This window comes from Rhodococcus sp. 008 (assembly GCF_001682295.1).
In the GTDB taxonomy this organism is placed as follows: domain Bacteria; phylum Actinomycetota; class Actinomycetes; order Mycobacteriales; family Mycobacteriaceae; genus Rhodococcus_F; species Rhodococcus_F qingshengii.
Map to the genome: position 1 here is coordinate 2348950 of NZ_CP012749.1, position 25499 is coordinate 2374448.

Genomic DNA, 25499 nt, shown 5'->3' on the forward strand with positions numbered 1-25499 from the left:
GGGGTACTGAAATGCCTGCTCCGTCCGCTGCGACCTTCTCGCGGCTCGCCGATCTGATCGCCATCGACAATGTTGCCGATCGCCCGACGAAGTCCATCACCGAGGTGTTCACCGGCAAGGAGCTGGCGACCATCCCCGTCGGCACCGCCGACGACGCACTTGCGGCCATCGCCCGTGCCCGCGTCGCCCAGAAGGAATGGGCCAAGCGCTCCGTCCTCGACCGCGCTGCCGTCTTCCACCGCTACCGCGATCTCATCCTCGAGAACCGCGACGCCCTCATGGACATGGCTCAGGCCGAGACCGGAAAGTCGCGTACCGCAGCTCAGGAAGAAGTCCTCGACATCTCGATGACGTCGCGTCACTACGCACGTGTGGCGCCGAAGCTGCTGCGCCCGCGTCGCGTCTCCGGCATGCTCCCGGGTCTGACGAAGACCGTCGTCCGCTACCAGCCCAAGGGTGTAGTCGGCGTCATCTCGCCGTGGAACTACCCGATGACGCTGGCCGTGTCCGACGCCATCGCCGCGCTGCTCGCCGGTAACGCCGTTGTCCTCAAGCCGGACAGCCAGACACCGTACTGCGCGCTCGCCTGCGTCGAACTGCTCTACAAGGCGGGTCTGCCTCGCGACCTCTTCGCCGTGGTTCCCGGGCCGGGCTCCGTCGTCGGCACCGCCCTGGTCGAGAACACCGATTACCTCATGTTCACCGGTTCCACCGCGACCGGTCAGCTCCTCGCCGAGCAGGCCGGCCGTCGACTGATCGGCTTCTCCGCCGAACTCGGTGGCAAGAACCCGATGATCGTCGCGGCCGGCGCAGACCTGCGCGAGGTCACCGACGCCGCTGTGCGTGCGTGCTTCTCCAACTCCGGTCAGCTGTGCATCTCCATCGAGCGCATCTACGTCGAAGAGTCCATCGCACCCGAGTTCATCCGCATGTTCGGTGACCGCGTCAAGAAGATGAACCTCGCCGCCGGATACGAATTCGGAATCGAGATGGGCAGCCTCGTCTCCGAGGCGCAGGTCAAAGCAATCTCCGCTCATGTCGATGACGCAGTGGTCAAGGGCGCCACCGTCATTGCCGGTGGCAAGGCTCGGCCGGACATCGGACCGCTGTTCTACGAGCCCACCCTGCTCACCGGGGTTCCCGAAGACGCCGAGTGCTACCGCGACGAGACCTTCGGGCCGCTCGTCTCGATCTACCCCGTCAAGGACGTCGAAGAGGCCATCGCTGCGGCCAACGACACCGAGTACGGCCTCAATGCCAGTGTGTGGGCGGGAAGCAAGGCTGCCGGTGAAGCCATCGCAGCGCGCATCCACGCCGGCACCGTCAACGTCGACGAGGGTTACGCACCCACCTGGGGCAGCACCGCAGCACCGATGGGTGGCATGGGTGTCTCGGGCGTCGGTCGTCGTCACGGCGCGGAGGGTCTGATCAAGTACACCGAACCGCAGACCGTTGCCACCACTCGCGTCATGAATCTCGGTGGACCGCGCGGACTTCCGGCCAAGGTGTGGGCAAAGCTCATGCCTCACGCCATCAAGATCATGTCCTGGGTTCCGGGCCGGTAACGGGTGGAAACCGCCAGCGCGTACATCGAGGCAACGCCGGTATCGGTGTGGAAGGTTGTCAGCGACATCGAAGGTATGGGTCGCTTCAGTCCTGAAAACACCGGTGGAACATGGACTTCCGGAACTCCGGGCACTGTGGGTGCAAAGTTCAAGGGCACCAACAAGCATGGTCTGATTCGGTGGAGCACGCACTGCACGGTGGTCGACGTGGTCGACTGCCGGAGGTTCTCCTTCGAATCGGACGAGCCGAAAGCGCGGTGGACCTTTGTGCTCGAGCCTTCGGGAACGGGCACCGTGCTTACCGAGACTCGTGAGATCTATGCGACGCCTGCGCTTTACGTGCGCATGATGTCGGGTAGCGGCCTACTCGGTCGGGGTCGAGATCAGCTGATGCAGACCGGAATGGAAACTACTCTGGCGCGCATCAAGGCGTTTCTGGAGAGCTAGAAACTTACACAAGTGGGGCTGCACTCGATTCGAGTGCAGCCCCACTTCTTTGTCTCTATCGGTTCGACAGCTCGCCGATGTCGGAAGTCGACACCCGATTCTCGCTCTTGCCGGCATTGCGGAAAGGCATGCCGACCGTACTGAGGTCGATTCCCTTGGTCTCCTTCATGATCAGTGCGGCAACGAGGGAGAGCAGGCACAGCGCTCCTACGTATACCGAGAACACCCATCCGAGATCTCGCGAGGTCAACCAGGTGTTCAGGTATGGCGCCGTACCGCCGAAGATCGCAACGGACAGCGAGGTGGCGAAGCCGACTCCCATCGCACGTGCACGGGTCGGGACGAGTTCGGACATGAGCGCCGGATACATCGCGGACGCGCAGCACCACACCGCCAATCCCATCGCCTGCGTCACGAACAAGGTCCACGGCTGGGCGGTCAGGATAGCCGCGATCGGTAGTACGAGCACGGCGCCGGAAATGCCGAAGGCTGCCGCCATGGTACGCCGACCGTACTTGTCCGAGAGATGGCCCGAGAGTGGAAGCAGTGCCAGCACAACGAGTTGGGCAAGCAAGCTTGCAATGAAGGCTCCGTTGGGATCCATTCCCTTGGCTGAAATTGCGTACGCTGACGCGAAGGTGGCCCAAGTGTAGTAGGCCGCGTTCTGCCCAGCAGACAACATGAGGATCAGCACGCCGATCTTGACAATGTCCTTTCGTGCGATCGGAGGTGCCGAAGCTGCAGAATCCGAATTCTCCTCGAAGTGAGGCGATTCCGATGCCGCACGACGCAAGAACAATGCGTACAAGCCGAGTACGGCCCCGATGGCGAAAGCAATTCGCCATCCGTATCTGCTCATGTCGTCTTTTCCGAGGATCCCCGTCAGCAACGCTGCGACGAGAGTCGCCAGCATTACTCCGAAGGTGACAGCTGTGAATACCGAACTGCCCCAGAGCCCTCGGCGATCTCGAGGCGAGATCTCACCGACGTAGGTGTAGGACACGCCGGCCTCCCCTCCATGGGCGAGGCCCTGCGTCAGTCGTGCAATCAAGAGCGCGAACGACGCCCACACCCCAATGCTCTCGTAGCTCGGGATCAATGCAATTGCCAGGCTTGCCACGGCCATCAGGCACATCGTGAGCACCATAGTGAATTTTCGACCCTTGCGGTCCGCCAGGCGCCCGAAGACAAGGCCACCGAACGGCCGCGCCACGAATCCGACTGCGAACACCGCCAGTGTCGACAGCAGGGCAGAAGTGGGATCGCTGTCATCGAAGAAGTTCGACGCCAGGTATGTCGAGAAGATTGCGTACAGAGTCCAATCGAACCATTCGAGGATGTTTCCGGACACGGCTGCCCGGAGCGAACGGGCGCGATCTAGTTCGGGGGTTTGTTCAGGAGGTGCAGAGCTGTTCATGTGAGCCTTCTCGAGATGTCAGTATGTTTGTCGTTCAACAAGTTCGCTGGATATGGGCGTTCAGCCCATATGGAGTCCGCCGTTCACATGAATCACTTCGCCGTGCACGAAACTCGCGGCTGGACTGCACAAGAATCCGACCACGGAAGCAACCTCGGCGGCGCGGCCGAATCGACCCATCGGCGTCGAACGGATGAGGTGGTCGTTTTGGCTGTTGACCAAATTTGCAGTCATCGGTGTTTCGATGATGCCGGGCGATACTGCATTGACTCGGATCGATCCGCCCAGTTCCCAAGCGAGACTGCGAGTGAAAGCGAGTAGTCCGCCTTTTGACGCCGCGTAGTGAGCGTGATTTCGACTGCCGCGATGGCCTGCCATGGACGTCAGATTGACGATCGAGCCGCCGTCACGCATCACCGGAATGGCGGCGCGTGTCAAATACATTGCCCCGTCGAGGTTGATGGACATGACCGTCCGCCATTGCTGGTCGGTCATCAACTCCACCGACTGTTCGGGATAGATCCCCGCAGCGACGATCAGGTGGTCGATCCCCCCGAAATGCCTTTGCGCAACCGCAATGAAGTGATCATTGCTTTCAGGTGAAGCAGCATCGAGTTCGGTTGTTGCTATACGATTTCCGTCTGGATCCAGGGAAGCTCTGATCGCGGAGAGTGCTTGTGTATCCAGGTCGCCGAGTACCAGATTCGCCCCTGCTGCGTACATCTGCTCCGATACCTGCCTGGCGATTCCGCCTGCGGCTCCGGATATTGCAATGGTGCGATCGGTGAAGTCGTACAAGTCGCTTTCCTTTGATCAGCGCACTTTCGACGAACCTCCCCGCGAAGAATCAGGATTGGTGCTGTCGAAAAGTTCGGGGTGCTTTGTTAATTCGGTTCTGGTTCTTCGTATGTGGCCGGTCAGGCACCGTTCGGCATCGATCTCGTCTTTGCGCACGATGGCTTCGATCAGTAAGCGATGTTCGTAGTTGATGACCCAGGTTCGATCGGGACCCGTCAGACGGGCATATGCCCGACGGTAATGCTGAGTCGTATTCCAAAACCGCGTCACCATAGTTATCAACTGAGGAATCTCGCAACCGCTGTAAGTGAGTAGATGCAACTCCCGGTCCAGTACCAGGAATCGGTCTACGTCCTCGTTGGCTTCGATCTCGTCCTGGATACTCCAGAGTCGATCATGCACGCTGCTGTTCAGATGCGGGATGCTCTCCGCCAGCGCCATGGGCTCGATACGTTCGCGAATGCGATATACGAAATCGCATTCCTGCATATCCATCGAGGACACCCACGCGCCACTGTTCGCCTTCAATTCGACCAGGCCTTCGGATTCGAGCATGCGCAGCGCTTCTCGCACCGGTAGTCGACTCGCGCCGAGTCGTTCGGCTATCTCTTCCTGGCGGATTCGAACTCCAGGGAGTAGGCGTCCGGAAAGTATGTCTTCGCGGATATGGGCAGCGATGCGGTGGCTCGCGACCGTGGTGGGGCCGTTCGCAGAATCGGCTTCGGACAACGGTGCTCCTCGAGGTGGGGGACGGGCGCAGTTCAGCTCGGCCACGGATCGAGCGGGTGCCGGAGTTCATTGTTCACTGTGGACATGCGTGACGGTGCTCGGGATGATCCGTGTCGCGAATTGGATCCAATTGTGCCTGTTCGCATGGTTGACCGCGGTTGCGATCTGGCCTGAATGCTTCACCGTTTTGGATCCAATCACTCTATTTTTCATGCCGGACAAAAGTCTCAGCACGTATGTTGCGGGGTGTTGGCCCTGTTCGTCAAGTGGGACAAGCCACATTTGTGGTCGATCGAGACTTGGGCAGGTTTGCGAATGGATCCATTCGATGGCAATGTGAGGCCCAACACGGAAAGTGGACCGCCCTGCGCGAGTCCCTCCGCGCTGTCCAGACGTGCTGCCAAAGCTTGGCCGTCCAAAGGCCTGATCCGGAGACTGACTATGACCACGCACAAGAAACTCACCGCAGCATCACCATGGGTGGAACTGGCAACATCGAACAAGGACTGGGATGCCGCCACCCCGTCGCTTCTTGCCACGATGCTGGCTCAGACAATCTTGATCCGATCCTTCGAGGAATACGTCCTGGAGTTGGCGGGGAAGGGACTGATTCACGGTCCAGCCCACTCCAGCATCGGACAAGAGGGTGGGGCTGTGGGGTCGATCGTCGGCCTCACATCCGCTGACTCCATCAACGGTTCCCATCGCGGACATCATCAGTTCCTTGCCAAGGCGCTGGCCCACGTGGCTGTCGACGGTTTGGATCCGACCGCTGCACTTTCGCCAGAGGTCCGAACCGTATTGACCCGCAGCCTCGCAGAGATCTGTGGTCTGTCGCGCGGCTACTGCCGTGGTCGTGGCGGGTCCATGCACCTGCAGTGGAAAGAAGCCGGCGCGATGGGTACGAATGCGATCGTCGGAGGCGGGGTACCGCAAGCTGCAGGTTTCGCCTGGGCGCACCGTCAGGCTGGAACCGATGCGGTCGCAGTTACCTACTTCGGTGATGGCGCGGTCAACATCGGTTCGGTACTCGAATCGTTCAATCTGGCAGCAGCATGGGATCTTCCGATCTGCTTCTTCATCGAGAACAACCAATATGCGGTCTCCACGCATGTCGCGGAAGCGACCGGTGAACCGCGATTGTCGGCACGCGGGCTCGGGTTCAACATTCCTAGTTGGAAGGTTGACGGTATGGACCCGCTTGCGGTCCACCTCGCGATGCAGGAGGCCCTCACCCACATGCGTTCGGGTAAGGGCCCCACGATCATCGAAGCGGATGTCTATCGCTTCTTTCACCAGAACGGCCCATTCCCGGGCAGCGCTTTCGGCTATCGCACGAAGGACGAAGAAAAGGCCTGGAAAAAGCGCGATCCGCTTCGCCTGCTCACCGATCAAGTGGTCCGTCGGAAGCTGCTGACGGAAGCCGACGTAGCCGAGGCGGTCGCGCAAGCCTCCCGAGTAATGCAGGAGATCGGTGGCGAGCTGCTGGAAACAGTGCCAGGGGGCAAGCCTGGCGAGGTCAGAATCAAGACATCGGAATGGCCGGACGTGAACTTCGTCGATGTCGGGATACGTGGTGATCTCAGTGAGTTCGAGGGTGTCCGATTCGTCGAGCCAGAGGAGTTCGGCGGCGAGATGGCCGATCGGAAGTTCATCGACGTCGTGGCGGAGGTGATGGACCGTCGCATGGACGCCGACAGCTCCATCGTCGTGATGGGTGAGGACATCCATCGCTTGAAGGGCGGAACGAACGGCGCTACAAAAGGATTGGCTGATCGATACCCGGGCAGAGTGCTCGGCACTCCGATCAGTGAGAATGCGTTCGCAGGCCTCGGTGGCGGAATCGCATTGGACGGACGGTACAAACCAGTCGTCGAATTCATGTACGCCGATTTCATGTGGGTGGCAGCCGACCAGATCTTCAATCAGATCGGCAAGGCGCGACATATGTTCGGAGGGGACAGCAACGTGCCCTTCGTATTGCGCAGCAAGGTCGCTATGGGGACCGGCTACGGCTCGCAACATTCCATGGACCCTGCCGGCGTGTTTGCAACTGCCCCGGGATGGCGCATCGTCGCACCGTCCACGCCGTACGACTACATCGGCTTGATGAACAGCGCTTTGCAATGCAACGACCCGGTGGTGGTCATCGAGCACGTAGACCTATATGGCACGAGCGGCCAGGCGCCGACCGATGACTACGACTACTTCCTGCCGGTCGGGAAGGCCGCAGTGCGTCGGCGCGGAAGCGATCTCACGATCATTTCCTACCTGTCGATGGTGGGGCATTGCCTCGAGGCAGTGGATGAAATCGGGACAGTCGATGCCGAGGTCATCGATCTCCGTTGGCTCGACCAAGCGAGTATCGACTGGGACACCATTGGCGAAAGCATCAGAAAGACCAACAACGTGGTCATCGCTGAGCAAGGAGCATACGGAACGTCGTACGGCGGCTGGCTCAGTGATGAAATCCAGCGCCGATTCTTCGATTGGCTTGATCAGCCCATCCAGCGAGTGACGGGGTCTGAGGCATCGCCGAGCATCAGCAAAGTGCTCGAACGTGCGGCAATTGCACAGACGGATGAAGTGGTCGAAGCGTTGAAGAGGATCACTCGATCGTGAAGCGACCGAACCGAACCCACTCACCCTCATCGGCAGAAATTCTCTAGGAGCAATCAACCGCCATGGCGACATTACTGCGCATGCCAGAGGTGGCAGCCGGAGCTACCACCGTAATCCTCTCCGAGTGGCCGCTTGCTGTCGATTCGGAATTCGATGTCGACGAACCGTTGGCCGTTCTCGAAACGGACAAAGCGACGGTTGAGATCGAGGCCGAGTCCGCGGGTGTACTTGTACACACATTCGTCGAACCAGGGACATCCGTCGAGGTCGGTGCACCGATCGCCGTCCTCGCTGATCGGGGCGAAGTCGTGAAGGATATTGCGGCATTGCTGGCCGAGTTCGGGGTCCGTGATGCCCATGGGCGCTCTGCCAAGCCTGAAACATCCACTGCTGTAGACGAACCCGACGGTTCGTCGTCTCCGACCGTGCTGGGCGAGAAAGTGGCCGATGAGGGGGCGCCGCGAATTTTCGCGAGTCCCTTGGCGCGACGCCTAGCGGAATCGGCAGGGCTGAACCTCGGTGACATCGTGGGATCGGGCCCGAACGGACGCGTCGTACGTAACGATGTCGATGCCGCAATAGCAGCAAAGACCGCTTCGGCACAGGCCGTCGCAGTGAAAGATGCTGGTGTGAAGGGCGCTGGTGTCAAAGGCCATGGCTCTGCCTTCACGGACACACCGCACACCAGACTTCGTCGTGCAATTGCTGCTCGGCTGACATCGAGTAAGCAGACACAGCCCCATTTCTACATCTCTGGTTCTGCGCGGGTCGATGCGTTGCTGGAGGCGCGCAGGCAGCTCAACGAAGTCAGCGCTTCCAAGGTGTCGGTCAACGATCTGTTGATCAAAGCGATGGCGAAGGCGCATACGCTGGTGCCGGAGATGAACTCGATCTGGGTCGAAGACGCAGTGAGAACCTTTGCCGAGGTGGATATTTCGATCGCGATAGATTCCGATCGCGGGTTGCTTACTCCCGTTCTGCGCGGGGTCGACGCCATGTCCATTTCCGAAATTGCCAGCGCTACAAAAGATTTAGTAGCGAGAGCAGGTGCAGGGAAGATTCGGCAGGACGAACTCGAAGGTGGGTCGACGACGATCTCGAACCTCGGGATGTTCGAGGTCGAGGAATTTTCGGCCATAATCAACCCTCCTCAATCGTCGATTCTTGCAATTGGAGCAGCGACCGAGCAGCCCGTTGTCGTGGCGGGACGGCTGGAGGTCGGGACGGTCCTGCGAGTGATTCTCTCGGTTGATCATCGTCCGATCGACGGGGCGATCGCCGCGAAGTGGATGAAGCATTTCACCACAGTTCTCGAGAACCCGATCCAGATCTTCGGCTGAGCAGACATCGCGAGAAAGTGGGAGGCACAGGTATGAATTCACACTACGACGTGGTCGTACTCGGAGCTGGGCCCGGTGGCTACGTTGCGGCCATCAGGGCCGCGCACCTGGGGCTCTCCACTGCTGTGGTCGAGGAAAAGTACTGGGGTGGCGTATGTCTGAACGTCGGATGCATTCCGTCGAAGGCACTGCTACGGCACGCGGAGATTGCGCACCTGGTGACCGACGGAGCCTCGATGTTCGGAATCGAAGGTGTCACTTCGGTTGACTTCGGGGTTGCGTTCGACCGCAGTCGATCTGTTGCGGACGGCCGAATCAAGGGCGTCAATTACCTGATGAAGAAGAACGGTATTCGGCAGTACAACGGTCGCGGCGTATTTCGTGGACCGAATACCCTCGAGGTATCGGGTGGCGATTCCGCGACGATAACTTTCGACAACGTGATTATCGCCAGTGGAGCAGAGCCACGGCTACTTCCAGGCACGACTCGCAGCGACAATGTAGTCACGTATGAGGAGCAGATTCTCACTCGCGAGCTGCCGAAGAGCGTGGTCATCGCCGGTGCAGGAGCGATCGGTGTGGAATTCGCCTATGTCCTGAACAGTTTCGGAGTTGACGTCACGCTGGTCGAGTACGCAGAGCGGATCCTTCCGCTGGAAGATGCGGATGTATCTGCCGAACTGTCGAAGCGATACAAGAAATCCGGGATCACGATTCTGGTTTCCACTTCGGTGGAGGAGATCGTCGATTCGGGTGGACAGGTCAAGGTAGTAGTGAGGCAGGGTGGCGAGGCGCGAACGCTGCTCACGGACAAGGTGATCCAAGCGATCGGATTTGTTCCGCGGACCGACGGCTACGGCCTCGAGACGACAGGCGTCGAACTGACCGAGCGAGGAGCCGTGATGGTCGACGAGTACATGCGTACTTCAGTGCCCGGAATCTTCGCAATCGGCGACGTCACCGCACAGTTGATGCTCGCTCACGTCGCAGAGGCCCAGGGCGTGGTCGCGGCTGAGACGATTGCCTGCGTAGACACCGTCCCTGTCGACTACCCGATGATTCCCCGCGCAACTTTCTGCCAACCCCAAGTTGCCAGCTTCGGATGGACGGAGCAGCAAGCGAGGGACAAGGCCGGCACCATGGGCTGGGATGTCAAGGTGGCTACCTTTCCGTTCAGTGCCAACGGCAAGGCGCATGGTCTAGGGGACGCTGTCGGGTTCGTGAAGCTGATCAGCGACGATACGTACGGTGAGTTGCTCGGTGGACATCTGATCGGACCGGAAGTGACCGAGTTGTTGCCAGAGTTGACGCTCGCTCAGAAATTCGAACTGACAGTTGAAGACCTCGTACGCAACGTTCACGCTCACCCGACACTGAGTGAGGCGCTGCAGGAGGCTTTCCACGGGCTTGCCGGACACATGATCAATCTGTGAACGGACTGATGTTGAATTGGTCCGATAACCGAACCGAACGAGGAGTGGCAAGTGATAGGCGTCAAGGCAGACTCGCTCCCTGAGCCCCTGCGGGGAAACCCGGTGGCACAGATCGCCATGATTGTGCCTGATCTGGAATCGGCCGTTGCACTGTGGAGCGGCATTCTCGGCCGAGACGATTGGTCGATCTACACGTATGGGCCCGACAACGTTCCGGAGTTGAGCTACCGAGGTGAGGAAGGACGGTTCGGCATGCGCTTGGCTTTTGTCGGTGTCGGTCCCCAAATCGAGCTGATCGAACTCCTCGAAGGCCCCAGCTCGTACCACGAATGGCATTCGAGTCACGGTTTCGGATTGCACCATCTGGGTTTTGTCGTCCCGTCGATCAAGGACGCGATGATCGAAATGGCGGAACACGACCTCGATTTGATTCAGTCGGGGTACGGCTATGGGGCGAACGGGGACGGAGGTTTTGCGTACTACGACACTCAGGATTCGGTCGGCGCGATTGTCGAGCTCATCGAGGTTCCATCGATCCGACGACCATCCGAGGTTCTGTAGAAGCCGCGTCGATCAGCGCGGTGTAGACACGCTCCGGCTCTTCGGCGATGCGATTGAGTACGTACAGCCACCACTGTGTTCCGAAGATGACGTATTCGCGTGTGGTGAAGCCCGCTCCTCGGAGTGCGTCCAGTTGCTCGGTACCGAGGCCGAGCAGCATCTCGAACTCGACGTGCTCGCCTCTGAGCTTCGAATCATGCTCGGCGCGTAGTGCTTCGAGGATGTCGCGGTCATGTGTCGCGATGGAGACCTGGTGACCCGATTCGACGATTCGGGCTGCGTAGTCGAGATACGCGCTGCGCAGTTCGGCACTACCGCGTGGGTAGGCGACGGACTCGGCTTCGAGGAAGGCGCCCTTCACGAGACGGATGCGGCCGGGTCGGTCCAGCAGAGCGGCGAGATCCTTTGCCGTGCGGTGCAGTCGGGCCTGAACGGTGATCCCCACGTGAGTGAAGCGCTCGGCCAGTCGCGCGTGCATGTCGAGGACCAGGTCGGTGCGGTCGGACGCTTCGGCGGAGATGATCAGCTCGGCACCGGCGCGTTCCGTGGCCTCGGCCAGGCGCACGACATTGCGAAAGCACTGCTCCGGATCGATCACCAAGCCGATGTGCGAGAGGTCGAACGACACGGTGCTCTCGACACCCGACGTGCCGATTCGTTCCGCGAGTTCCACGAAAACATCGGTTTCGGCGTTCGCGAGCTCGGGATCCCGGACGCTTTCCCCGGTGTATTCGATGCTCGCCTTGTGTCCTCGCGCGAAGATCGAGGGGAGGCGGTCGAAAGCGTCGTCGATGGTTTCGCCGCCGATGTAGCGAGCGGCGACTTTCCGTGCGAGTGCTGCAGTCGCAGCGTCCGCCATGGTGCGTTCTTTCAGGGATTCGTCGAGTGCGAGGCGGCGTAGGACGTCTGCGGCCTGGGCTTGTAGATCCGTGTTCACGGCTTCAGCGTATCCGGACGAGGGTGCGGGAATTATTCTCCAGACCCTTGCGTTCGATCTATTGTCGATATATCGTCGATACGTCAAACAAACACAGACAGTCCAGGAGGACAACATGTACGCCCCACACAACAACCCAGAAATGCAAGAACGTCGCGAGCATGGCCGCCGAGGCCCGCATCGTGGACACGGTTTCCGTCGAGGATTCGAGGGCGAGCGCCCCGAGGGTCGCTTCGAAGACCGAGCAGAAGGACGCCCCGAAGGCCGACGCGGTCGCGAAGGTCAGCGCGAATTTGGTCGTCCTGACCAGCGCGGATTTGGTCGTCCCGACCAGCGTGGACACGGTCGGCCGGGCTTTGGTGAAGCCGGCGCAGCGCTCCGTCCCGCGATGGGTCTACTCCGAGGTGCCGCTGTTGCGGTAGCCGCAGGTGGGACCGCTGAGCAGGTCGCCAAGGCAGAGGCAATTCTTGCCGAGGCGCGCCGTGCACTGTTCGAGATGCTGGCGGAAAAGCCGGCTGACGTGCAGCAGGCTCACGCAGAATCTACCGACACACTGCCGGCAGAGTGATCACGGCGCTCAGGCGCCGACGGTGACTTCCTCGCTGTTCATGCCGGAAACGTGGCCGTCGGCGCCCTCTCGCCAGTACCCGACAACATTGTGCTTGTCGCGAGCAATTCCTCGAACTTCCCTCAGGTGCTTGCGAATACGACGGCTGGTTGCGCTTTCGCACGCCACCCACGCGTAGACGTCGGCCGTTTCGGATTCGGGAAACTCGACCTTCTCCACAGCTTCGAACAGCGCGCTCGGCGCCTTTCCGAGGCCACTCCCCACGAGCCACGTGTACGTGACGTCGCCGCGAGTGACAAATTCCTGTCGATCCTCTTCGGTTTCGACCTCGATGATCGCCTGTGCGACATCGCCTTCACGAAGTTCTTCGACAATCCTGCCCAGTCCGGGGAGACCCGTGGCGTCTGCGACCAGCAGCTGCCAGCGAGGACCCGCCGGTGCTTGGTAGTGGGACCGCGAACTGTCCGACCAGAAGACGCCTAGTAGGTGACCTGGTTCGGCCCGCAGGGCCCAATCCGCTGCAATACCGCCAGGGTGCACGACGAAGTCGATTTCCAGACGTCGGCCGCCGTCGTGCACCTTGCGCACGGTGTAGTGCCGCCACGGTGGCTCGGTTCCGAGATCGGCCTTGCCGTAGTCGGGATTGTTGAAGTAGTCGTATTCTGCTTCTGTTTCACCGGGTTTCGGGAACGCGAGGTCGATGCGCTCGTCGCCTTGTCCGCCGGTCGGCCAGTGCCAGTCGCCTTCTGCCTCGATGCTGATTCGCCGCATGTGCGGGGTCAGGGACGTGACGGTGACAACGCGGGCGGGTTCGCAGAAAGACATGCCTCGACCCTATGGGTCCGGCGTGTCGAAGTGGAGACAGATGCTGTCGCAAGACGGACATCGAGCGCAGCCGAAAAGGCCAGCGTATGCCCCGGGGCATGATTCTTCCCTGGTGTACACGCTGGCCTTTTCAGTTATGTCGGTTCACGCCGCTGTCGGTGGGCTGTTCCCACCGATCGGCTGTTGATACGGATCGATCGACATCGGTGGATAGAACACCGATTTCCGATCCGGCCCGATCTCCACCCGCCACTCCGTGTGGTGCAGCGTCCGGTGGTGATGACCGCACAACAAGATCAGATTGTCGAGATCTGTTGGGCCGCCATCGTTCCAGTGAACAATATGATGGGCATCGCACCACCCCGACGGCGTTCCGCACCCCGGAAACGCGCACCCACCATCACGAACCGCCAACGCCCGCCGTTGGGGTACCGTCGCGGTCCTTGCTTCTTTGCCGCAGTCGAGCGGAACCCCGTTCTCATCCAACAAAATCCGCGTCACGGTGCAGTCGCAGGCCAACATCCGTGCGGTGTCGATGCTGATCGGGCCCACCCAATCCGCCCACGCGAACCCGAGTTCCTCCGTCGACGGCAGGAGGTCTTTCAAAGCCTGCAGATCCGTCATGTCTTTCGCGGACGCGGTGACCGTGATGTGCGGTTTCACCCCGCCTTCGATCGGACCCAACCCCGCCCGCTCGTACCGCCGCAGTAGTTCGCAGAACCCGTCCGCCCGCCGTAGCGCCGGCGTACGGGTGTCCTTGACGCCGTCCTTCTCCGGCGTCGGCGCAGACAGACTCGACAACAACGTGATCAGACGCGCCCCGTTCACCGCATCCAGATCACCCTTCACCGACACACGCCCGTACAAACCTTTCGAGGCATAGAACTCGTTGCGCTCCGAATCCTCACCCACCGGAACACCGTCTTCGCGTTTGCCGTACTGCTTCTCGATCCGCCGGATCGCCGCCCGCACCGCATCACAATCAGCGATGTTCTTCGACGCCAACCCCAACAGAATCCCGCGAGCCTTGTCCACATCTGCCAGGGTCATGTTCTTGGGTGGATGCTGACAAAACGACGCCACCTGACGGGCTTTCAACGCATCCACATCACCGCGGTGAAACGCATCCGCCACAACAGGTTCGAGCATCAACAACCGCGCCAACCCGACCAGCAGACTGCACTCACCGATCTCCAAATTCGTCGACCCGTGCAACCACTGCGCGATCGCCCGAAAACCCTTCCCACCGAGAACGTCCCGGGAAAACATCTCCACGATCAGCAACACCATCCGCGACTGCAACTCGTGCCGGACACGCACCAGATCGAGAACCTCACTCTTGAGGTCCTCGCCATCCAGTTGCCACGCTTCCCGACTGTCCATGCTAAAAGTCTAATCGAACAAAGTTTCGAACACAAGAGAATCGCAGGCGAAAATTGCTGCTGTCCAGCTACTTTCGACAATTCGGGCAAATGTCAGATTGAACCCAACTCGCGCGCACGAGCTACCGCCGACGTCCGCGACTTCACTCCCAACTTGCCGAAGATGTGAACCAGGTGCGACTTGACCGTGGTCTCACTCAGGAACAGTTCTTTGCCGATCTCTCGGTTGGAGCGACCCGCCGCCACCAACTTCAGAACTTCGATTTCCCTTGGGCTGAGGCTGGTTTCGGGTTTGCGTACCCGAGTCATGAGCTTCGACGCGATGGCGGGGGAGAGAACGCTGTCCCCGCTCGCAGCGGCGCGGACGGCTGACAGCAACTCGACCGGTGGTGTGTCCTTGAGTAGGTACCCGCTGGCCCCGGCCTCGACAGCGCTCAAGATGTCTGCATCCGTGTCGTAGTTGGTCACGACGAGTACGTGCGGCGGATTCGGCAGCGCGCACACCGCGCGGGTGGCGTCGACGCCCGTCTTCCCGGGGCCGAATCGCAGGTCCATGAGCACGAGGTCGACCGGCGTGGTGGCGCAGAAGGCTATGGCTTCCTCGGCGGTGCCCGCTTCGCCGACTACCTCGATGTCGGCTTCGCTTTCGAGCAGCGCTCGTAGCCCGGCGCGCACGATCGCGTGATCGTCGGCGAGCAGCAGGCGGATCACGGTTCGCCGACTTCGAGAGGAAACGTCACTGCGACGGCCGTGTGTCCCGGCTCGGACTCGATGGAGAAAGTCCCGCCCTGCAGTTCGACGCGCCGGCGAATTGCATTGAGGCCGAAAGATTCCGCCGGGCCACGTTCGAGAACTGCCACGTCGAAACCGTGACCGTTGTCGACCACGTCGAGGCTGACGGTGTCATCGGAATAGGTCAGTGTCACAGCCATTCTGGTTGCATCGGCATGGCGGAGAACATTGGACACCGCGCCCTGAGCGATGCGTACCAATGTTGCTTCGAGGGGCATCGGCAGCCGCACTGCCTCGCCTTCGACCACGGAGCGCGCTTCCAGTTCAGGACTGCTCGCGCGTTCGCAGATTCGACGAAGCGCGTCGGCGAGCGACTGACCGTCCAAGGCCGCGGGCGTCAATTCGGCTATGAGTTGGCGGGTTTCGGCAAGACTGTCCGCGGCAGTTTCCCGTGCGAGGCTGATCTGACGGATGGCCGGGCTGTCCGGATCGGCGCGTTCGGCAGCGTGAAGGAGCATCTGGATGCTCGAAAGTCCCTGGGCCACGGTGTCGTGAATCTCGGCGGCGAGTCTTTCACGTTCCGCGAATTTTCCGGCGTCGCGAGACGTCGACGCCAATTCTTCACGAGTATTCATCAACTCGTCGATGAGACGACCGCGCTCGGCTGCCTCGCGGTACAGCGCTTGATATCCGAGGCCGATTGCAACCGCTACGGCAGCGCCGATGATCGGGCCGACGGCGCCGGCAATCGTCCATCCACGATGCAGGCCGGTGCCGACCACGGCGACAGCCGTTGCCGCGGTGACGGCGAGAAGACTCCAGGGGCGTCGCAGAATATGGAGATAGAGGAAGAAGAGTCCGAACGCGAGGTAGGCGGCGTCGGCGGATACCGCCATCGTCGCGATCCAGACGAGGGTCAGCACGGCCAGCCACCAGCGGGCAGCGTTGCCGCGCAGCCTTTTGGCGACCCCGAAAAGATAGACGGCAACAAAGATCACGGCCAACGCGATGATTGTTGCGGTCAGGTCGGATTCGTCGAGCAGCGCTCGAAGAAACACCACACCGGCCAGCGCCATGACAAGGACATGCAGGCCCAGTTGTAGGCCGGCGAAGACAGGCGTGAGCGGAGATCGGTGCATCTCGCCCAGCTTAGCGAGGTTCGGGCCTCGTTCATCCATCAAAAGTTGTAAACCGGGATGGTTCTTTCGAGCGCTGGAATGTCGATCCGAGGTGCGATGGAAAGAGTCTGCATCCGCGAGAGCGTAGAGGCAAGCACAGGAAAGGAATTCACAGTGTTTGTCGCAATGAGGGACTTACGGGCAGCGCGAGGTCGTTTCGCGCTGATCTCCGTCGTGGTTCTGTTGGTTGCACTTCTGGTCAGTTTTCTCAGCGGGTTGACTGCAGGACTTCGCCATCAGAACGTGTCAGCCATCGAGGCCATGAATGCCGACACGGTGGTGTTCGCCGACACCGGAGCCGGGGCGTCGTTCGACGAGTCGGCGCTCACGCAGGACCAGGTCAACGCTTGGACCTCCACGTCGAAGGACGTCGATCCCATCGGAATCGGTCGCGGGAAAGCGGGATTGGCCGACGGAAATCAGAAGTCGGTGGCCCTGTTCGGCGCTGATGGCGGTTTCGGTGACGTGACGCCGTCGGCGTCAGGCACGGTGGTGTTGAGCGAAGGTGCCGCTCGCGATCTGGGGGCGGGCGCCGGCGATCAGGTGAGTGTCGGTACGCAGCAGTTCACCGTCAGCGCCGTTCGCGGTGACGACTGGTACAGCCATTCGCCCGTCGTCTGGATGACGCTCGACGACTGGCAGGCGGCCAATCCGCGCGGCGGAGTTGCGACAGTACTGGCTGTCACCGGAGCCTCTGACGCTTCCGCAACGGACAAGGCGGCTGCGACGACGTCGACGACGGTCAGCGGTTCGCTCGACGCGATCGGTTCGTACAAGTCGGAGAACGGGTCGTTGACGTTGATGACGCTCATGTTGTTCGCGATCTCAGCCCTGGTGATCGGTGCGTTCTTCACGGTGTGGACGATCCAGCGAACTCCGGACATCGCGACGCTGAAAGCGCTCGGTGCGACTACCGGTTCGCTGGTGCGCGACGCACTGGGTCAGGCGCTCATCGTTCTGATTGCCGGTGTCACCGTCGGAATCGGGCTGACGGCCGTGGCCGGATCGCTGATCGGTGACGCCATGCCGTTTGTCCTGGACGCATCCACCACCGTCGTACCTGCCGTGGCATTGATCGGGCTCGGTCTGCTCGGCGCGGCCTTTGCACTTCGATTCCTCTCGACCACCGATCCACTCACAGCATTGGGGAGCGCACGATGACCATGACAACCGGCACCACAGTTCTCGACATCCAGAACGTCGATCTGACGTTTCCCGATGGGCAATCGCGGGTGACGGCGCTGGACGACGTGTCTCTGCGACTGCACCGCGGCGAGATCGCCGCGATCACCGGGCCCTCGGGTTCGGGCAAGTCCAGCCTGTTGGCGGTGGCGTCGACGCTGATCCGTCCGGATTCCGGGCACGTCTATCTCCGGACGCCGGAAGGCAGCACCGACATCGCTGCGCTGAGTCGGCGGGCGGCGTCGGAGCTGCGACGCTCGTCGATCGGCATCGTCTTCCAACAGTCGAACCTCGTGTCTTCGCTGACTGCACTGGAGCAGCTCGAGGTGATGGCGCATCTGGGGCAGTCCGTGTTCACGTCACGGGCCCGTCGCAAGGCCGTGAAATCAAAAGCGATGGATTTGCTGGACGCTGTCGGGCTCGCGGATCAGAGCGGAAAACGGCCGTCCCAGCTGTCGGGAGGGCAGCGACAGCGCGTCAATCTCGCGCGAGCATTGATGAACGATCCGCAGCTTCTCGTGGTCGACGAGCCCACGAGTGCGCTCGATCAGGAGCGCGGTGCCGCTGTCATGGATCTGATCATCGGGGTGGTGCGGGAACGCGAGGCGGCAACCCTTCTCGTGACACACGACCGAAGTCACCTGTCTCGGATGGATACTGTCTATCGTGTTGTTGACGGTTCCTTGGCGGAGGATCAGGAGGCGCTCGCGGCGTGACTCAGGCGGGCACGATTCGGGCATTCGTCACTGCATCCGGGCGGGAAGTCAACCCGCGATTTGCTGGGCAGTTAGACTGTTGTCGACTCGGGCAACTTGAGAGGACGTGTTATGGAACGCCGCCGCAACGTTGCGCAGCCGCCACAATCGCCGATTGCGGATCTGGAGCAGATGCCTGCCCTGATTCTCCTCGACAGGCTTCCGGTGCCGGTCATGGCCGTTCACCGCGATGGCAGCATCGTTTTTGCCAACCCGTCTTTCGCTGACATGCTGGGATATCCCAAGAAGGCCGTCTCGGCGTTGCGTTTGCAGGACATCCTCTACGACAAGGATGCCGACGACGTCAGTGCAGAGCAGGCCCATCGTGAACTGAGTTCCGAGCCGGGCTCGGTCAAGGAGTTCGTGCACTCCGACTCCACGTTGGTGCGCGCGACGGTCAGCCAGTCTCTGCTCCGACGGGACGACGACACGATCACCCTTGCCGTCCTCCACGATCTGACGGAGCGCCTGTGGAACAACCCACGGCACATCGACGACAAGCCCACCAAGTAATCCCAGCTACTTCCGGGATTTGACGGTTCGGTCCAGGCCGAGGGTGGCGGCAAGGGTGTTGACCACCCATTCTTCGTACTGTTGGCCGGTCCAACCCGCGCCGACCACGAGGTCTGTATAGGTCTCGGGACTGAGCAGCGTGAGTGCGACGTTCACAGCTGTTTCGAGGTCGACGGTTGGCGCTTTTTCGACGATGCCGACCATCAGATGTTCCTGCACAGTGCGTCGCTGAGTGCGGTTGATTTGCCACAGACGGGCGGCGTCCTCGTCGGCGGAAGCGGCGGCCCGCAGTGCCAGCAGGATGTCTGCGGTGCGTTCCAGAATGAGCCGTCCGTGGTGAACCTGAATCCGGAGTTGCCCGAGTGGATGTGGGGCGCCGAGTGCTGCCGCCACCCACGGACGGTCGAGAGTTGCCGTCTTTTCCTCGTCGCCCGCAACGGCCACGTCGAGCAGTGCTGACAGCACGCTCGGCTTGTTGCCGAACACGAAATAGACACTCTGCACCGACACGCCCGCCGCCGCGGCAAGCTGCTTGATCGTGGCGGCCGCGTAGCCGGGATCGACAAAAACCTCACGCGCTGCCTCGATGATCTTGCGCCGCGCCGACATGTCTTCCCGAAGAACCTCAGTCATGATTAGAGTCTAACTCTAGAGTCGAACTCTAGCGACTCGGGAGGCGAAGTAATGACGAAGGTTCTTGTACTCGGTGGCTACGGTGCCGTCGGGATTCCCCTGATGAAACAACTCGCGAAGGTCCCCGAAATCTCCGCGTACTCCGCCGGCCGTGACCCTGCCCGCGCGGACGTCGTCGTTGATCTTAAAGAACCAGGCGCGTATTCGACTGTGGTTCGAGACTTCGATGTCGTGGTGAATGCCTCGGGTTTCGAGGATGTTCGCCTGGCCGACGAAGCGGTACGCGGTGGGGCGGCATTCGTCGACGTCACGGCGACCTCGAACTACTGCGAAGAACTGGAAGCGGTCGACGGACCCGTCCTGATGGGCGTCGGATTGGCGCCGGGATTGACCAGTGTCCTTGCCGCCGAGGCGCATCGACTCGGCGGGGGACCCGTGGACATCGTGATCGGCCTCGGCGGCGGAGAACTACACGGACCGGCCGCGACGGCGTGGACGTACGGAATGTTGGGCACGAGGTTTCCTGATCCCGACGGACGATCGATTCGCAACTACACCGGGATGAAGACGTTTCGAATACCGGCCGATGCGACCGGCTACCGCACCGGTCCTGCTGTGCGGGCCGATTTTTCGGACCAGCATGCGTTGACGCGAGACCTCGGTGTTCCGGTCAGGACGTACCTGCGATTGGACACGTCCACCGCGACGCTCGGACTTGCGGCCATGACGTGGGCACCCGCGCTACAGAAGGTCGTGCCGAAGAAGCTGTGGGGCTCGGATCGTTGGGTAGCGATGGCCCGAGCGGATACCGGCCCGGCGCTGTGGGTTTCGGGGCGTAGCCAGTCGGTCGCGACGGCAGCTATCGCCGCGCGCGCCGTGCAGGTGATTCGGGATGCCGCGATCTCGAAGCCGACGTGGTTCCACGCGGTGGAAACCACCGAGTCGTTGCAAGCGGCGGTTCCCGAACTGTCAGTGCGGCAATGGGATGGTGCGAGCCGATCGTCCGGCAAGACTGTCCACTAGTCGGGGCGAGCCGAGAAACGGCAATCCGGCGGCCGCATTGGTGAGACAACCGGGTACGACGACGCGGACGACGTGCAGGCCGGCGTGGAGAACATCAGTTGTGGTGAGATCGACCCATGCCGGCCGGAAACCGGCTGCCGTCAGAGCGCTTTCGGTGCCGGCGGCTGATGTCAGAGAGTCGAGTCCCACCTCGCCGACGACGGCACCGACCAGCTCACTCTCGAATCGTGCTTGGATCTCCGGGTCCAGGTGAAGTTGCAAGTGGCATCCGTAGTCCATCACGTCGGCAAAATCCGATCGGTAGGCGCCTGCATAGCTTCGGTCAGCTCGCCAATGCGCAAGCGGACTGGTCGGGGAGGCCGCGGCTCGACCGATGCCGCTCTGCGGGTTGTCGTAGTCGGCGGAAAGCAGCTGCAGCTGAAGCGCTTCGCCGAGTGACTTGAACGCAGCGGTCTGGGCGTCTTCGTGGCAGGCGGTACCGATGGTCGAGTATCCGGTGAGTCCGTCGTGGATGAGGGCGCCGAGCACCGGGATCCCGAAATCGCTGTCGAATGACAACCACCTGGTCGAGAGGGTGCCGTGATTCCCCAGTCGCCGAAGCACCTCGGGAATGCCGGTGACGACCCGAACACCACGCCGCCCGGTCCAGGACAGCGTCATCGCGTCTCGTTCGACTATCTCGCGCAAGGCATTGTCGATTGCGAACTTCACCGAGGGTCCGGCGGCGAGACCCGCCTGAGCTACCGGAGAGATCGCCGGACCCGTCCGGGCGACGAAATGAGGATACGAACCCCAGACGAGTTCGGCCGGTACCCAGATATCCGAACCCGTGATCAGGTCGGCTCCGCGAGTCCAGTCCATCTCCAGATCGTCGGTTGGTTCGACGAACGGGAACTGTGGCCGCGCGCACTGGGCGGCGTCGAAACGCGCGAGTTGTGACAGGTCGATGCTTGCTCCGATCAAGGCATCGGCCGACCCGCGGACGATCGGTTTGGCGACGATGTTGCCGCAATATCGTTCCACCGCTTCGCCTATCGCAGCTGCGGTAGGCCGCGCACGGTCACCCAGATCGAAGCAATATCCGGCGCCGGCCGAGTCACTGGACCAGGGTGAAAAGCGTGCTGAATCACTGACATACGAGTGAATCAGCTTGAACTCGGGCGGAAAGTGCTGGGGAACAACGGCGTCGACCAGCTCTCGAATGATCCCAGTTCGGCGGTCGACGAGCGAAGATGTCATGCGAGGGGGACCGGCAGATGCAGATGGGTGGTCGATGCGCTGGTCAATCTGCTACCTCCAAGAAGGGGAAAGGCTGCCGGGGCGTTGTTGTACAGGCCCGGAGTCAGGATGCGGACGACGTGCAACCCGGCAATCGAGATGTCGCCGGTGGTGAGATCGACGGAAATCGGCTGGTGTCCCCGTGACATCAGAAGCGCTACGAGAGAAGCCAGATCCAACGGCGCTTCGTCGGGAATCTCTGATACCGAGAGTGTTTCGGTGTAGTCGAAGAGATGTTCCTCTGCGGCCAGGGCCATCACGGGATCGAGATAAAGTTGGGCGACGGTCGGCAGATCGACGATGTCTTTCCATTGCGGATCGAACTCGTCCCGGTAACGACGGTCGGCCCGAAAGGGTTTGTACAGGTGCGCCGGCAGCGTTCCGTCCGCCACGCTGCGCCAGGTCGGCCCGTCGGGGTCGGCGAGGTCGATCGTGATGGCAAGTACGGCATACGCCTCGACAAGCGCCTTCGAGACTGCCGCCTCCACCGTCGGTCGACAAGCTGTGCCCAGCGCGACCAGTCCACGTCGGTCATCGCGGATCCACGCTGCGGCGACGGGAATGCCGAAGGGGGAGGGAAGCAGCAGCACTCGAACGCTCCGGGTCTGGCTCTCCAGATCCCCGAGTTGGCGGTGCGCAGGCAACCGCTCCCAGTCGGAAAGCTCGATCGCCGGCTGTGACCGGTCCCCGCACCACCACAGCGCGGTGGCATCGCGTTCGAGAAGTTCCAGCAGAGCTGACATCTCGGCCTCGTCGCGTGAGCGTCCCGCTGCGATTCCGGCGTACTGCAACGACGCGATCGGTGGCTCGCAGCGACGGGTGCCTGTGTAGTACCCGAGATAAGTCAGGGCCGCAGGCACGTAGGTGGGCACCTTTTCGTCCATGGTGTGACCCAATGCCCAGCGAATGTTCAGATCAGAGGTGAAGGGAACAAAGGGGAATCCGGGAAGGCGGTACTGATCCTCGCTGTACAACGCAAATTCAGCGGGATCGACGACCCGTGAGCCGGCCAGTTCCAGCGCTGATGCACTGCTGCGGACCAGATCTTCGGGGACCACGTTGCCGCAATATCTTTCGACGGCCTCACCGGTCGCCGCCCCGCGAGCTGCTGCATCGTCGCGTATCGAAGCCCCGAATCCGTAAGGGTCCGCGCGAAACAGTGAACCGCTGCCGCCGAAGTTTCTGGTGTCGGCCACCCTCGCGGCCCAACCGACCCAGCCTGTCGGCATGTCCGAGCGAATGTGTGGTTCCAGTGAGGTCAGCACGCCGCTCCGGGCGTCGACCAGCAAGTCATCCACCGGCAGTTCCTCCGAGTATCGGCAGGGTCAACGACCCGGAAAATGATTGGTGCAGTGCGGTACTGCGTGTTCCTCGATAGCGATCACCGTCTCCGAGATTGCGTGCGAGTCGTGGGAAGTCCGAGCCGGCGATCCGCAGCGTCAAGACATCACCCGCGCGCACAGTGTGCAACACGGGATCCAGATCGATTGTCACCATCGTCGGCTGCACGCTGACGCCCGCGCCCCGTGCGATCGACCTGGTGACTCCAGCGGCATCTACGACGCTCAGCTCGACGATCCAATCGGCTTCGCCCTCGGGCGAGTGCACTTTCAGCTCCACCGATGGTGTTCCGGAGAGTACGGAGTCGTGCTTGATATCGAAAGTCCAGAAAACACAGTCGTTTCGGGCCCTTGAGGCGTCATACAGGAAGGTGTAGACCGCATCCTTCCGATCTGGTTCGAGACGAACGCGATTCGCACCCGTGACATACGGTTCGCTCGACCAATCGCCTGCACCCCGGTCGAATACCCGATTGATGGTCACGGGCCGCGCCGAGAATATCGATTCCATCCACTCGACCTGAAGGCGGCCGAAACTTGTCTCGCCGACCATTCCAGGGCGGAGGTCGTGCGCCCAGGGGCCCACGATCAAACTCTGCGGCCCGCGCCCAACGGACGTGAAGTGCCGCAGTGTCTCCCGAATCATCGCATCGTCCCAACCGCCGATGTGCAGCCCGGCGATGTCGAGTTCGGAGAGTTCGTCCGCGGACACCAGATCATCGCCACCGAAGTCTTCGCGTTTACGAGCGCGAAGGATCGCCGTCAACCAGCCCGGTGAATCGGAGGTCAGACCAACCTCCTCGATCATCGACTGCACCGGGAGATGTTCCAGCAAAGACGAATCCGAGCGCATCAGGGCAGGGATGAAACCCTCACGAGAGGAAGACGAATCTCCGTGCTCGCCCCACCACGCCAGATGCTCGGCGAGGAGAAGTATCCCCGAGGGATCACGTTTGACGCGGTCGCTTCCGATGGTCGGCACCTTGGAGACGACGCCGTCTACACGAAATGACCGATCGGCGCTGTTGGTCTCGGCAGCAAATGCCCAGGCGGTTCCGGCCGCATACGAAGCCCCGCTTGCGATGACGCACTCCGGTGTCCACGGCTGATCCTGCAGCCACTCGGCCAGGGCGGCGCTGTCCTCGCGCTCGTGGACGTAGGGTTCCCAAGATCCGGTGGAATCGTGCCGTCCGCGTACGTCCTGCGAGATGAATGCAATTCCTCGCAATCGCCATTCGATCCCCTCCGCCAGATGCCATCCACGCCCGTACGGGGTGCGGATCACGATCAGTCCCCGCGGTGAAGAATCCGGTGGGAGAAGCACATCCGTAGCCAACGAAGAACCGTCTGCTGCCGGGATCTTCACGCCGAGTGAGATCACCGGAGCGTCGGCGCGGGTTCGAGAACGCCGCCGGGCAGTGGTAGCACGGGATGGCGAGTCATCATGAGGGTTCGCGGATTCATCCGGATCTGGTGGTGAAGGTGTGATGGCGGTGCGCCATGTACACCAGCCACGACGTCCGAACATGCAAGCGCACTGGCCATTGCGGCTGCGGTGGGTTCAAGTTCGAGCGGGCGAGGTTCGCTGCCGGCGAGGTGATTCCACAGTGCCTGCAGATGATCCGGGACGCGCGACGCGGCAAGCCGTCGACCGCAGACGTCCCGGTAGCTTGCGCTGCCGATACCGTCGAAGAAGGGTCCGATGCAGATCTCACCCAGCTCCGCGTGGACGGTTTGCCACGGTGTTTGGTTTCGGCGGCACCAGGTATCGAGTTCCGACCACTCGTCGTGAGGAGGAGCCCCGGCAACCGACAGTACGAGGTCCGACGACGCAACGTCGTCTTCGATTGGCGCAGTAGTGGATACGACCTCGAGATGCGGAAGAGCCTTGGAGAGCAGGGCGATGCAAGCATCGGCAACGGGCCCGATCCCGTCCATCAGCACACGCTGTGGGCGCGGAATCTCCGGCGCTTGACCCGGAACAACCAGCACGCCGCGAGAGACGAGGGCGTCGGCGATCTCGATAGCTCCCGGGCCGAGCACCGAACCAGAGCGCCTGAGAAAGTTGTCGAGTTCCGCGAGGTCTTCGGCCGGCGCGCCGATCGTGACCGCGTTCTCGTCCGGTGTCAGGTAATGCCAAGTGCCGTCCGGGGTCGGATACAGCTGGTGTCCGTCGGCGAGGGCGTACACGGATCTCCTTGTCGGTGCCCGCACCCGACGAGTCGGATGCGGGCGGGGTCA

At 61.6% G+C, this 25499-nt stretch carries 25 protein-coding genes; 12 read left to right on the forward strand and 13 right to left on the reverse strand.

The annotated features are described in order from the left end of the window. Positions 1 to 11: 11 nt before the first annotated feature. Together AOT96_RS11010 and AOT96_RS11015 are read left to right on the forward strand one after the other, a co-directional pair. Positions 12 to 1565 carry a succinic semialdehyde dehydrogenase gene (locus tag AOT96_RS11010; protein WP_003943578.1) on the forward strand — a complete coding sequence of 518 codons (1554 nt, stop codon included), beginning with the start codon at positions 12 to 14 and terminating at the stop codon, positions 1563 to 1565. Positions 1566 to 1568: 3 nt separating this feature from the next. Beyond that, positions 1569 to 2012, forward strand: a complete 444-nt coding sequence (locus tag AOT96_RS11015; RefSeq protein WP_003943564.1) for an SRPBCC family protein — start codon at positions 1569 to 1571, stop codon at positions 2010 to 2012. A gap of 55 nt (positions 2013 to 2067) precedes the next feature. Here the strand turns inward: AOT96_RS11015 and AOT96_RS11020 are convergent, their stop codons facing one another. Genes AOT96_RS11020 through AOT96_RS11030 form a run of 3 tightly spaced genes read right to left on the reverse strand, consistent with a single transcriptional unit; the run spans position 2068 to position 4956 of the window. Then, positions 2068 to 3429 (reverse strand): MFS transporter, encoded by a 1362-nt coding sequence (locus AOT96_RS11020; RefSeq protein WP_007735867.1) that lies wholly within the window; start codon positions 3427 to 3429, stop codon positions 2068 to 2070. Between the two features lie 60 nt (positions 3430 to 3489). Continuing rightward, the gene (locus AOT96_RS11025; protein WP_003943612.1) at positions 3490 to 4227 is read right to left on the reverse strand and encodes an SDR family NAD(P)-dependent oxidoreductase; all 738 of its coding nucleotides are present in this window, start codon (positions 4225 to 4227) and stop codon (positions 3490 to 3492) included. Between the two features lie 15 nt (positions 4228 to 4242). Continuing rightward, the gene (locus AOT96_RS11030; protein ID WP_003943535.1) at positions 4243 to 4956 is read right to left on the reverse strand and encodes a GntR family transcriptional regulator; all 714 of its coding nucleotides are present in this window, start codon (positions 4954 to 4956) and stop codon (positions 4243 to 4245) included. 441 nt (positions 4957 to 5397) lie between these two features. On the opposite strand from AOT96_RS11030, the gene AOT96_RS11035 reads away from it, so the two are divergent. The 4 genes from AOT96_RS11035 (at position 5398) to AOT96_RS11050 (ending at position 10912) form a co-directional block, all read left to right on the forward strand. After that, entirely contained in the window at positions 5398 to 7578 is a 2181-nt protein-coding gene (locus AOT96_RS11035) for an alpha-ketoacid dehydrogenase subunit alpha/beta (protein WP_007735872.1), read from the forward strand. Between the two features lie 62 nt (positions 7579 to 7640). Beyond that, entirely contained in the window at positions 7641 to 8918 is a 1278-nt protein-coding gene (locus tag AOT96_RS11040; protein ID WP_065351734.1) for a dihydrolipoamide acetyltransferase family protein, read from the forward strand. Positions 8919 to 8950: 32 nt separating this feature from the next. Continuing rightward, positions 8951 to 10351: a dihydrolipoyl dehydrogenase gene (lpdA, locus tag AOT96_RS11045; protein ID WP_065351735.1), complete on the forward strand. Its 1401-nt coding sequence runs from the start codon at positions 8951 to 8953 to the stop codon at positions 10349 to 10351. Between the two features lie 51 nt (positions 10352 to 10402). Further along, entirely contained in the window at positions 10403 to 10912 is a 510-nt protein-coding gene (locus tag AOT96_RS11050) for a VOC family protein (protein WP_065351736.1), read from the forward strand. Here AOT96_RS11050 and AOT96_RS11055 read toward each other — a convergent pair. After that, complete coding sequence (locus tag AOT96_RS11055) at positions 10869 to 11849, reverse strand: proline dehydrogenase family protein (protein ID WP_065351737.1); 981 nt, start codon at positions 11847 to 11849, stop codon at positions 10869 to 10871. The two genes, AOT96_RS11050 and AOT96_RS11055, sit on opposite strands and share 44 nt — an antisense overlap. 161 nt (positions 11850 to 12010) lie before the next feature. Between AOT96_RS11055 and AOT96_RS11060 the strand changes: the two genes are divergently transcribed. Further along, a complete protein-coding gene (locus AOT96_RS11060) occupies positions 12011 to 12271 on the forward strand; it encodes a hypothetical protein (RefSeq protein ID WP_065351738.1) in 261 nt (86 codons plus the stop codon). After that, a complete protein-coding gene (locus AOT96_RS11065; RefSeq protein WP_019746296.1) occupies positions 12238 to 12417 on the forward strand; it encodes a hypothetical protein in 180 nt (59 codons plus the stop codon). The genes AOT96_RS11060 and AOT96_RS11065 overlap by 34 nt, the downstream gene beginning before the upstream one ends. Before the next feature lie 9 nt (positions 12418 to 12426). Here AOT96_RS11065 and AOT96_RS11070 read toward each other — a convergent pair whose 3' ends face one another. The 4 genes from AOT96_RS11070 to AOT96_RS11085 form a co-directional block, all read right to left on the reverse strand. Then, a complete protein-coding gene (locus tag AOT96_RS11070; protein ID WP_064073632.1) occupies positions 12427 to 13242 on the reverse strand; it encodes a siderophore-interacting protein in 816 nt (271 codons plus the stop codon). 144 nt (positions 13243 to 13386) lie between these two features. Further along, positions 13387 to 14625: an HNH endonuclease signature motif containing protein gene (locus tag AOT96_RS11075; RefSeq protein WP_065351739.1), complete on the reverse strand. Its 1239-nt coding sequence runs from the start codon at positions 14623 to 14625 to the stop codon at positions 13387 to 13389. Between the two features lie 92 nt (positions 14626 to 14717). Continuing rightward, complete coding sequence (locus AOT96_RS11080; protein WP_003943536.1) at positions 14718 to 15335, reverse strand: response regulator; 618 nt, start codon at positions 15333 to 15335, stop codon at positions 14718 to 14720. After that, positions 15332 to 16534, reverse strand: a complete 1203-nt coding sequence (locus AOT96_RS11085) for a sensor histidine kinase (protein WP_064073630.1) — start codon at positions 16532 to 16534, stop codon at positions 15332 to 15334. Before AOT96_RS11085 ends, AOT96_RS11080 begins: the two co-directional genes overlap by 4 nt. A 114-nt stretch (positions 16535 to 16648) precedes the next feature. On the opposite strand from AOT96_RS11085, the gene AOT96_RS11090 reads away from it, so the two are divergent. The 3 genes from AOT96_RS11090 (at position 16649) to AOT96_RS11100 (ending at position 18984) form a co-directional block, all read left to right on the forward strand. Beyond that, a complete protein-coding gene (locus AOT96_RS11090; protein WP_039973533.1) occupies positions 16649 to 17695 on the forward strand; it encodes an ABC transporter permease in 1047 nt (348 codons plus the stop codon). Beyond that, on the forward strand, positions 17692 to 18432 hold the full coding sequence (locus AOT96_RS11095) for an ABC transporter ATP-binding protein (RefSeq protein WP_003943539.1): 741 nt from the start codon (positions 17692 to 17694) through the stop codon (positions 18430 to 18432). The genes AOT96_RS11090 and AOT96_RS11095 overlap by 4 nt, the downstream gene beginning before the upstream one ends. Before the next feature lie 111 nt (positions 18433 to 18543). Further along, positions 18544 to 18984: a PAS domain S-box protein gene (locus AOT96_RS11100; RefSeq protein WP_003943598.1), complete on the forward strand. Its 441-nt coding sequence runs from the start codon at positions 18544 to 18546 to the stop codon at positions 18982 to 18984. A 6-nt stretch (positions 18985 to 18990) separates the two neighbouring features. Here AOT96_RS11100 and AOT96_RS11105 read toward each other — a convergent pair whose 3' ends face one another. After that, positions 18991 to 19617 (reverse strand): TetR/AcrR family transcriptional regulator, encoded by a 627-nt coding sequence (locus AOT96_RS11105; protein ID WP_065351740.1) that lies wholly within the window; start codon positions 19615 to 19617, stop codon positions 18991 to 18993. A 51-nt stretch (positions 19618 to 19668) separates the two neighbouring features. Here AOT96_RS11105 and AOT96_RS11110 point away from each other — a divergent pair, with 51 nt between their 5' ends. Next, positions 19669 to 20640 (forward strand): sugar nucleotide-binding protein, encoded by a 972-nt coding sequence (locus AOT96_RS11110; RefSeq protein ID WP_037126088.1) that lies wholly within the window; start codon positions 19669 to 19671, stop codon positions 20638 to 20640. Here the strand turns inward: AOT96_RS11110 and AOT96_RS11115 are convergent. Genes AOT96_RS11115 through AOT96_RS11130 form a run of 4 tightly spaced genes read right to left on the reverse strand, consistent with a single transcriptional unit; the run spans position 20587 to position 25448 of the window. After that, positions 20587 to 21879, reverse strand: a complete 1293-nt coding sequence (locus tag AOT96_RS11115; protein ID WP_065351741.1) for a YcaO-like family protein — start codon at positions 21877 to 21879, stop codon at positions 20587 to 20589. The genes AOT96_RS11110 and AOT96_RS11115 overlap by 54 nt on opposite strands. Beyond that, positions 21876 to 23216, reverse strand: a complete 1341-nt coding sequence (locus tag AOT96_RS11120; RefSeq protein ID WP_042453284.1) for a YcaO-like family protein — start codon at positions 23214 to 23216, stop codon at positions 21876 to 21878. Before AOT96_RS11120 ends, AOT96_RS11115 begins: the two co-directional genes overlap by 4 nt. Next, positions 23209 to 24639, reverse strand: coding sequence for a CocE/NonD family hydrolase (locus AOT96_RS11125; protein ID WP_065351742.1), 1431 nt, complete (start codon positions 24637 to 24639; stop codon positions 23209 to 23211). The genes AOT96_RS11120 and AOT96_RS11125 overlap by 8 nt, the downstream gene beginning before the upstream one ends. Further along, the gene (locus AOT96_RS11130) at positions 24636 to 25448 is read right to left on the reverse strand and encodes a hypothetical protein (protein ID WP_065351743.1); all 813 of its coding nucleotides are present in this window, start codon (positions 25446 to 25448) and stop codon (positions 24636 to 24638) included. The genes AOT96_RS11125 and AOT96_RS11130 overlap by 4 nt, the downstream gene beginning before the upstream one ends. Between the last annotated feature and the right edge of the window lie 51 nt (positions 25449 to 25499).

Bases quoted from the DNA above. Each gene is read 5' to 3' on its own strand.
- AOT96_RS11010 (WP_003943578.1), top strand. From the start codon at position 12: ATGCCTGCTCCGTCCGCTGCGACCTTCTCGCGGCTCGCCGATCTGATC.
- AOT96_RS11020 (WP_007735867.1), bottom strand. From the start codon at position 3,429: ATGAACAGCTCTGCACCTCCTGAACAAACCCCCGAACTAGATCGCGCC.
- AOT96_RS11035 (WP_007735872.1), top strand. From the start codon at position 5,398: ATGACCACGCACAAGAAACTCACCGCAGCATCACCATGGGTGGAACTG.
- AOT96_RS11040 (WP_065351734.1), top strand. From the start codon at position 7,641: ATGGCGACATTACTGCGCATGCCAGAGGTGGCAGCCGGAGCTACCACC.
- lpdA (WP_065351735.1), top strand. From the start codon at position 8,951: ATGAATTCACACTACGACGTGGTCGTACTCGGAGCTGGGCCCGGTGGC.
- AOT96_RS11060 (WP_065351738.1), top strand. From the start codon at position 12,011: ATGGCCGCCGAGGCCCGCATCGTGGACACGGTTTCCGTCGAGGATTCG.
- AOT96_RS11065 (WP_019746296.1), top strand. From the start codon at position 12,238: ATGGGTCTACTCCGAGGTGCCGCTGTTGCGGTAGCCGCAGGTGGGACC.
- AOT96_RS11070 (WP_064073632.1), bottom strand. From the start codon at position 13,242: ATGTCTTTCTGCGAACCCGCCCGCGTTGTCACCGTCACGTCCCTGACC.
- AOT96_RS11075 (WP_065351739.1), bottom strand. From the start codon at position 14,625: ATGGACAGTCGGGAAGCGTGGCAACTGGATGGCGAGGACCTCAAGAGT.
- AOT96_RS11085 (WP_064073630.1), bottom strand. From the start codon at position 16,534: ATGGATGAACGAGGCCCGAACCTCGCTAAGCTGGGCGAGATGCACCGA.
- AOT96_RS11095 (WP_003943539.1), top strand. From the start codon at position 17,692: ATGACCATGACAACCGGCACCACAGTTCTCGACATCCAGAACGTCGAT.
- AOT96_RS11100 (WP_003943598.1), top strand. From the start codon at position 18,544: ATGGAACGCCGCCGCAACGTTGCGCAGCCGCCACAATCGCCGATTGCG.
- AOT96_RS11105 (WP_065351740.1), bottom strand. From the start codon at position 19,617: ATGACTGAGGTTCTTCGGGAAGACATGTCGGCGCGGCGCAAGATCATC.
- AOT96_RS11110 (WP_037126088.1), top strand. From the start codon at position 19,669: ATGACGAAGGTTCTTGTACTCGGTGGCTACGGTGCCGTCGGGATTCCC.
- AOT96_RS11115 (WP_065351741.1), bottom strand. From the start codon at position 21,879: ATGACATCTTCGCTCGTCGACCGCCGAACTGGGATCATTCGAGAGCTG.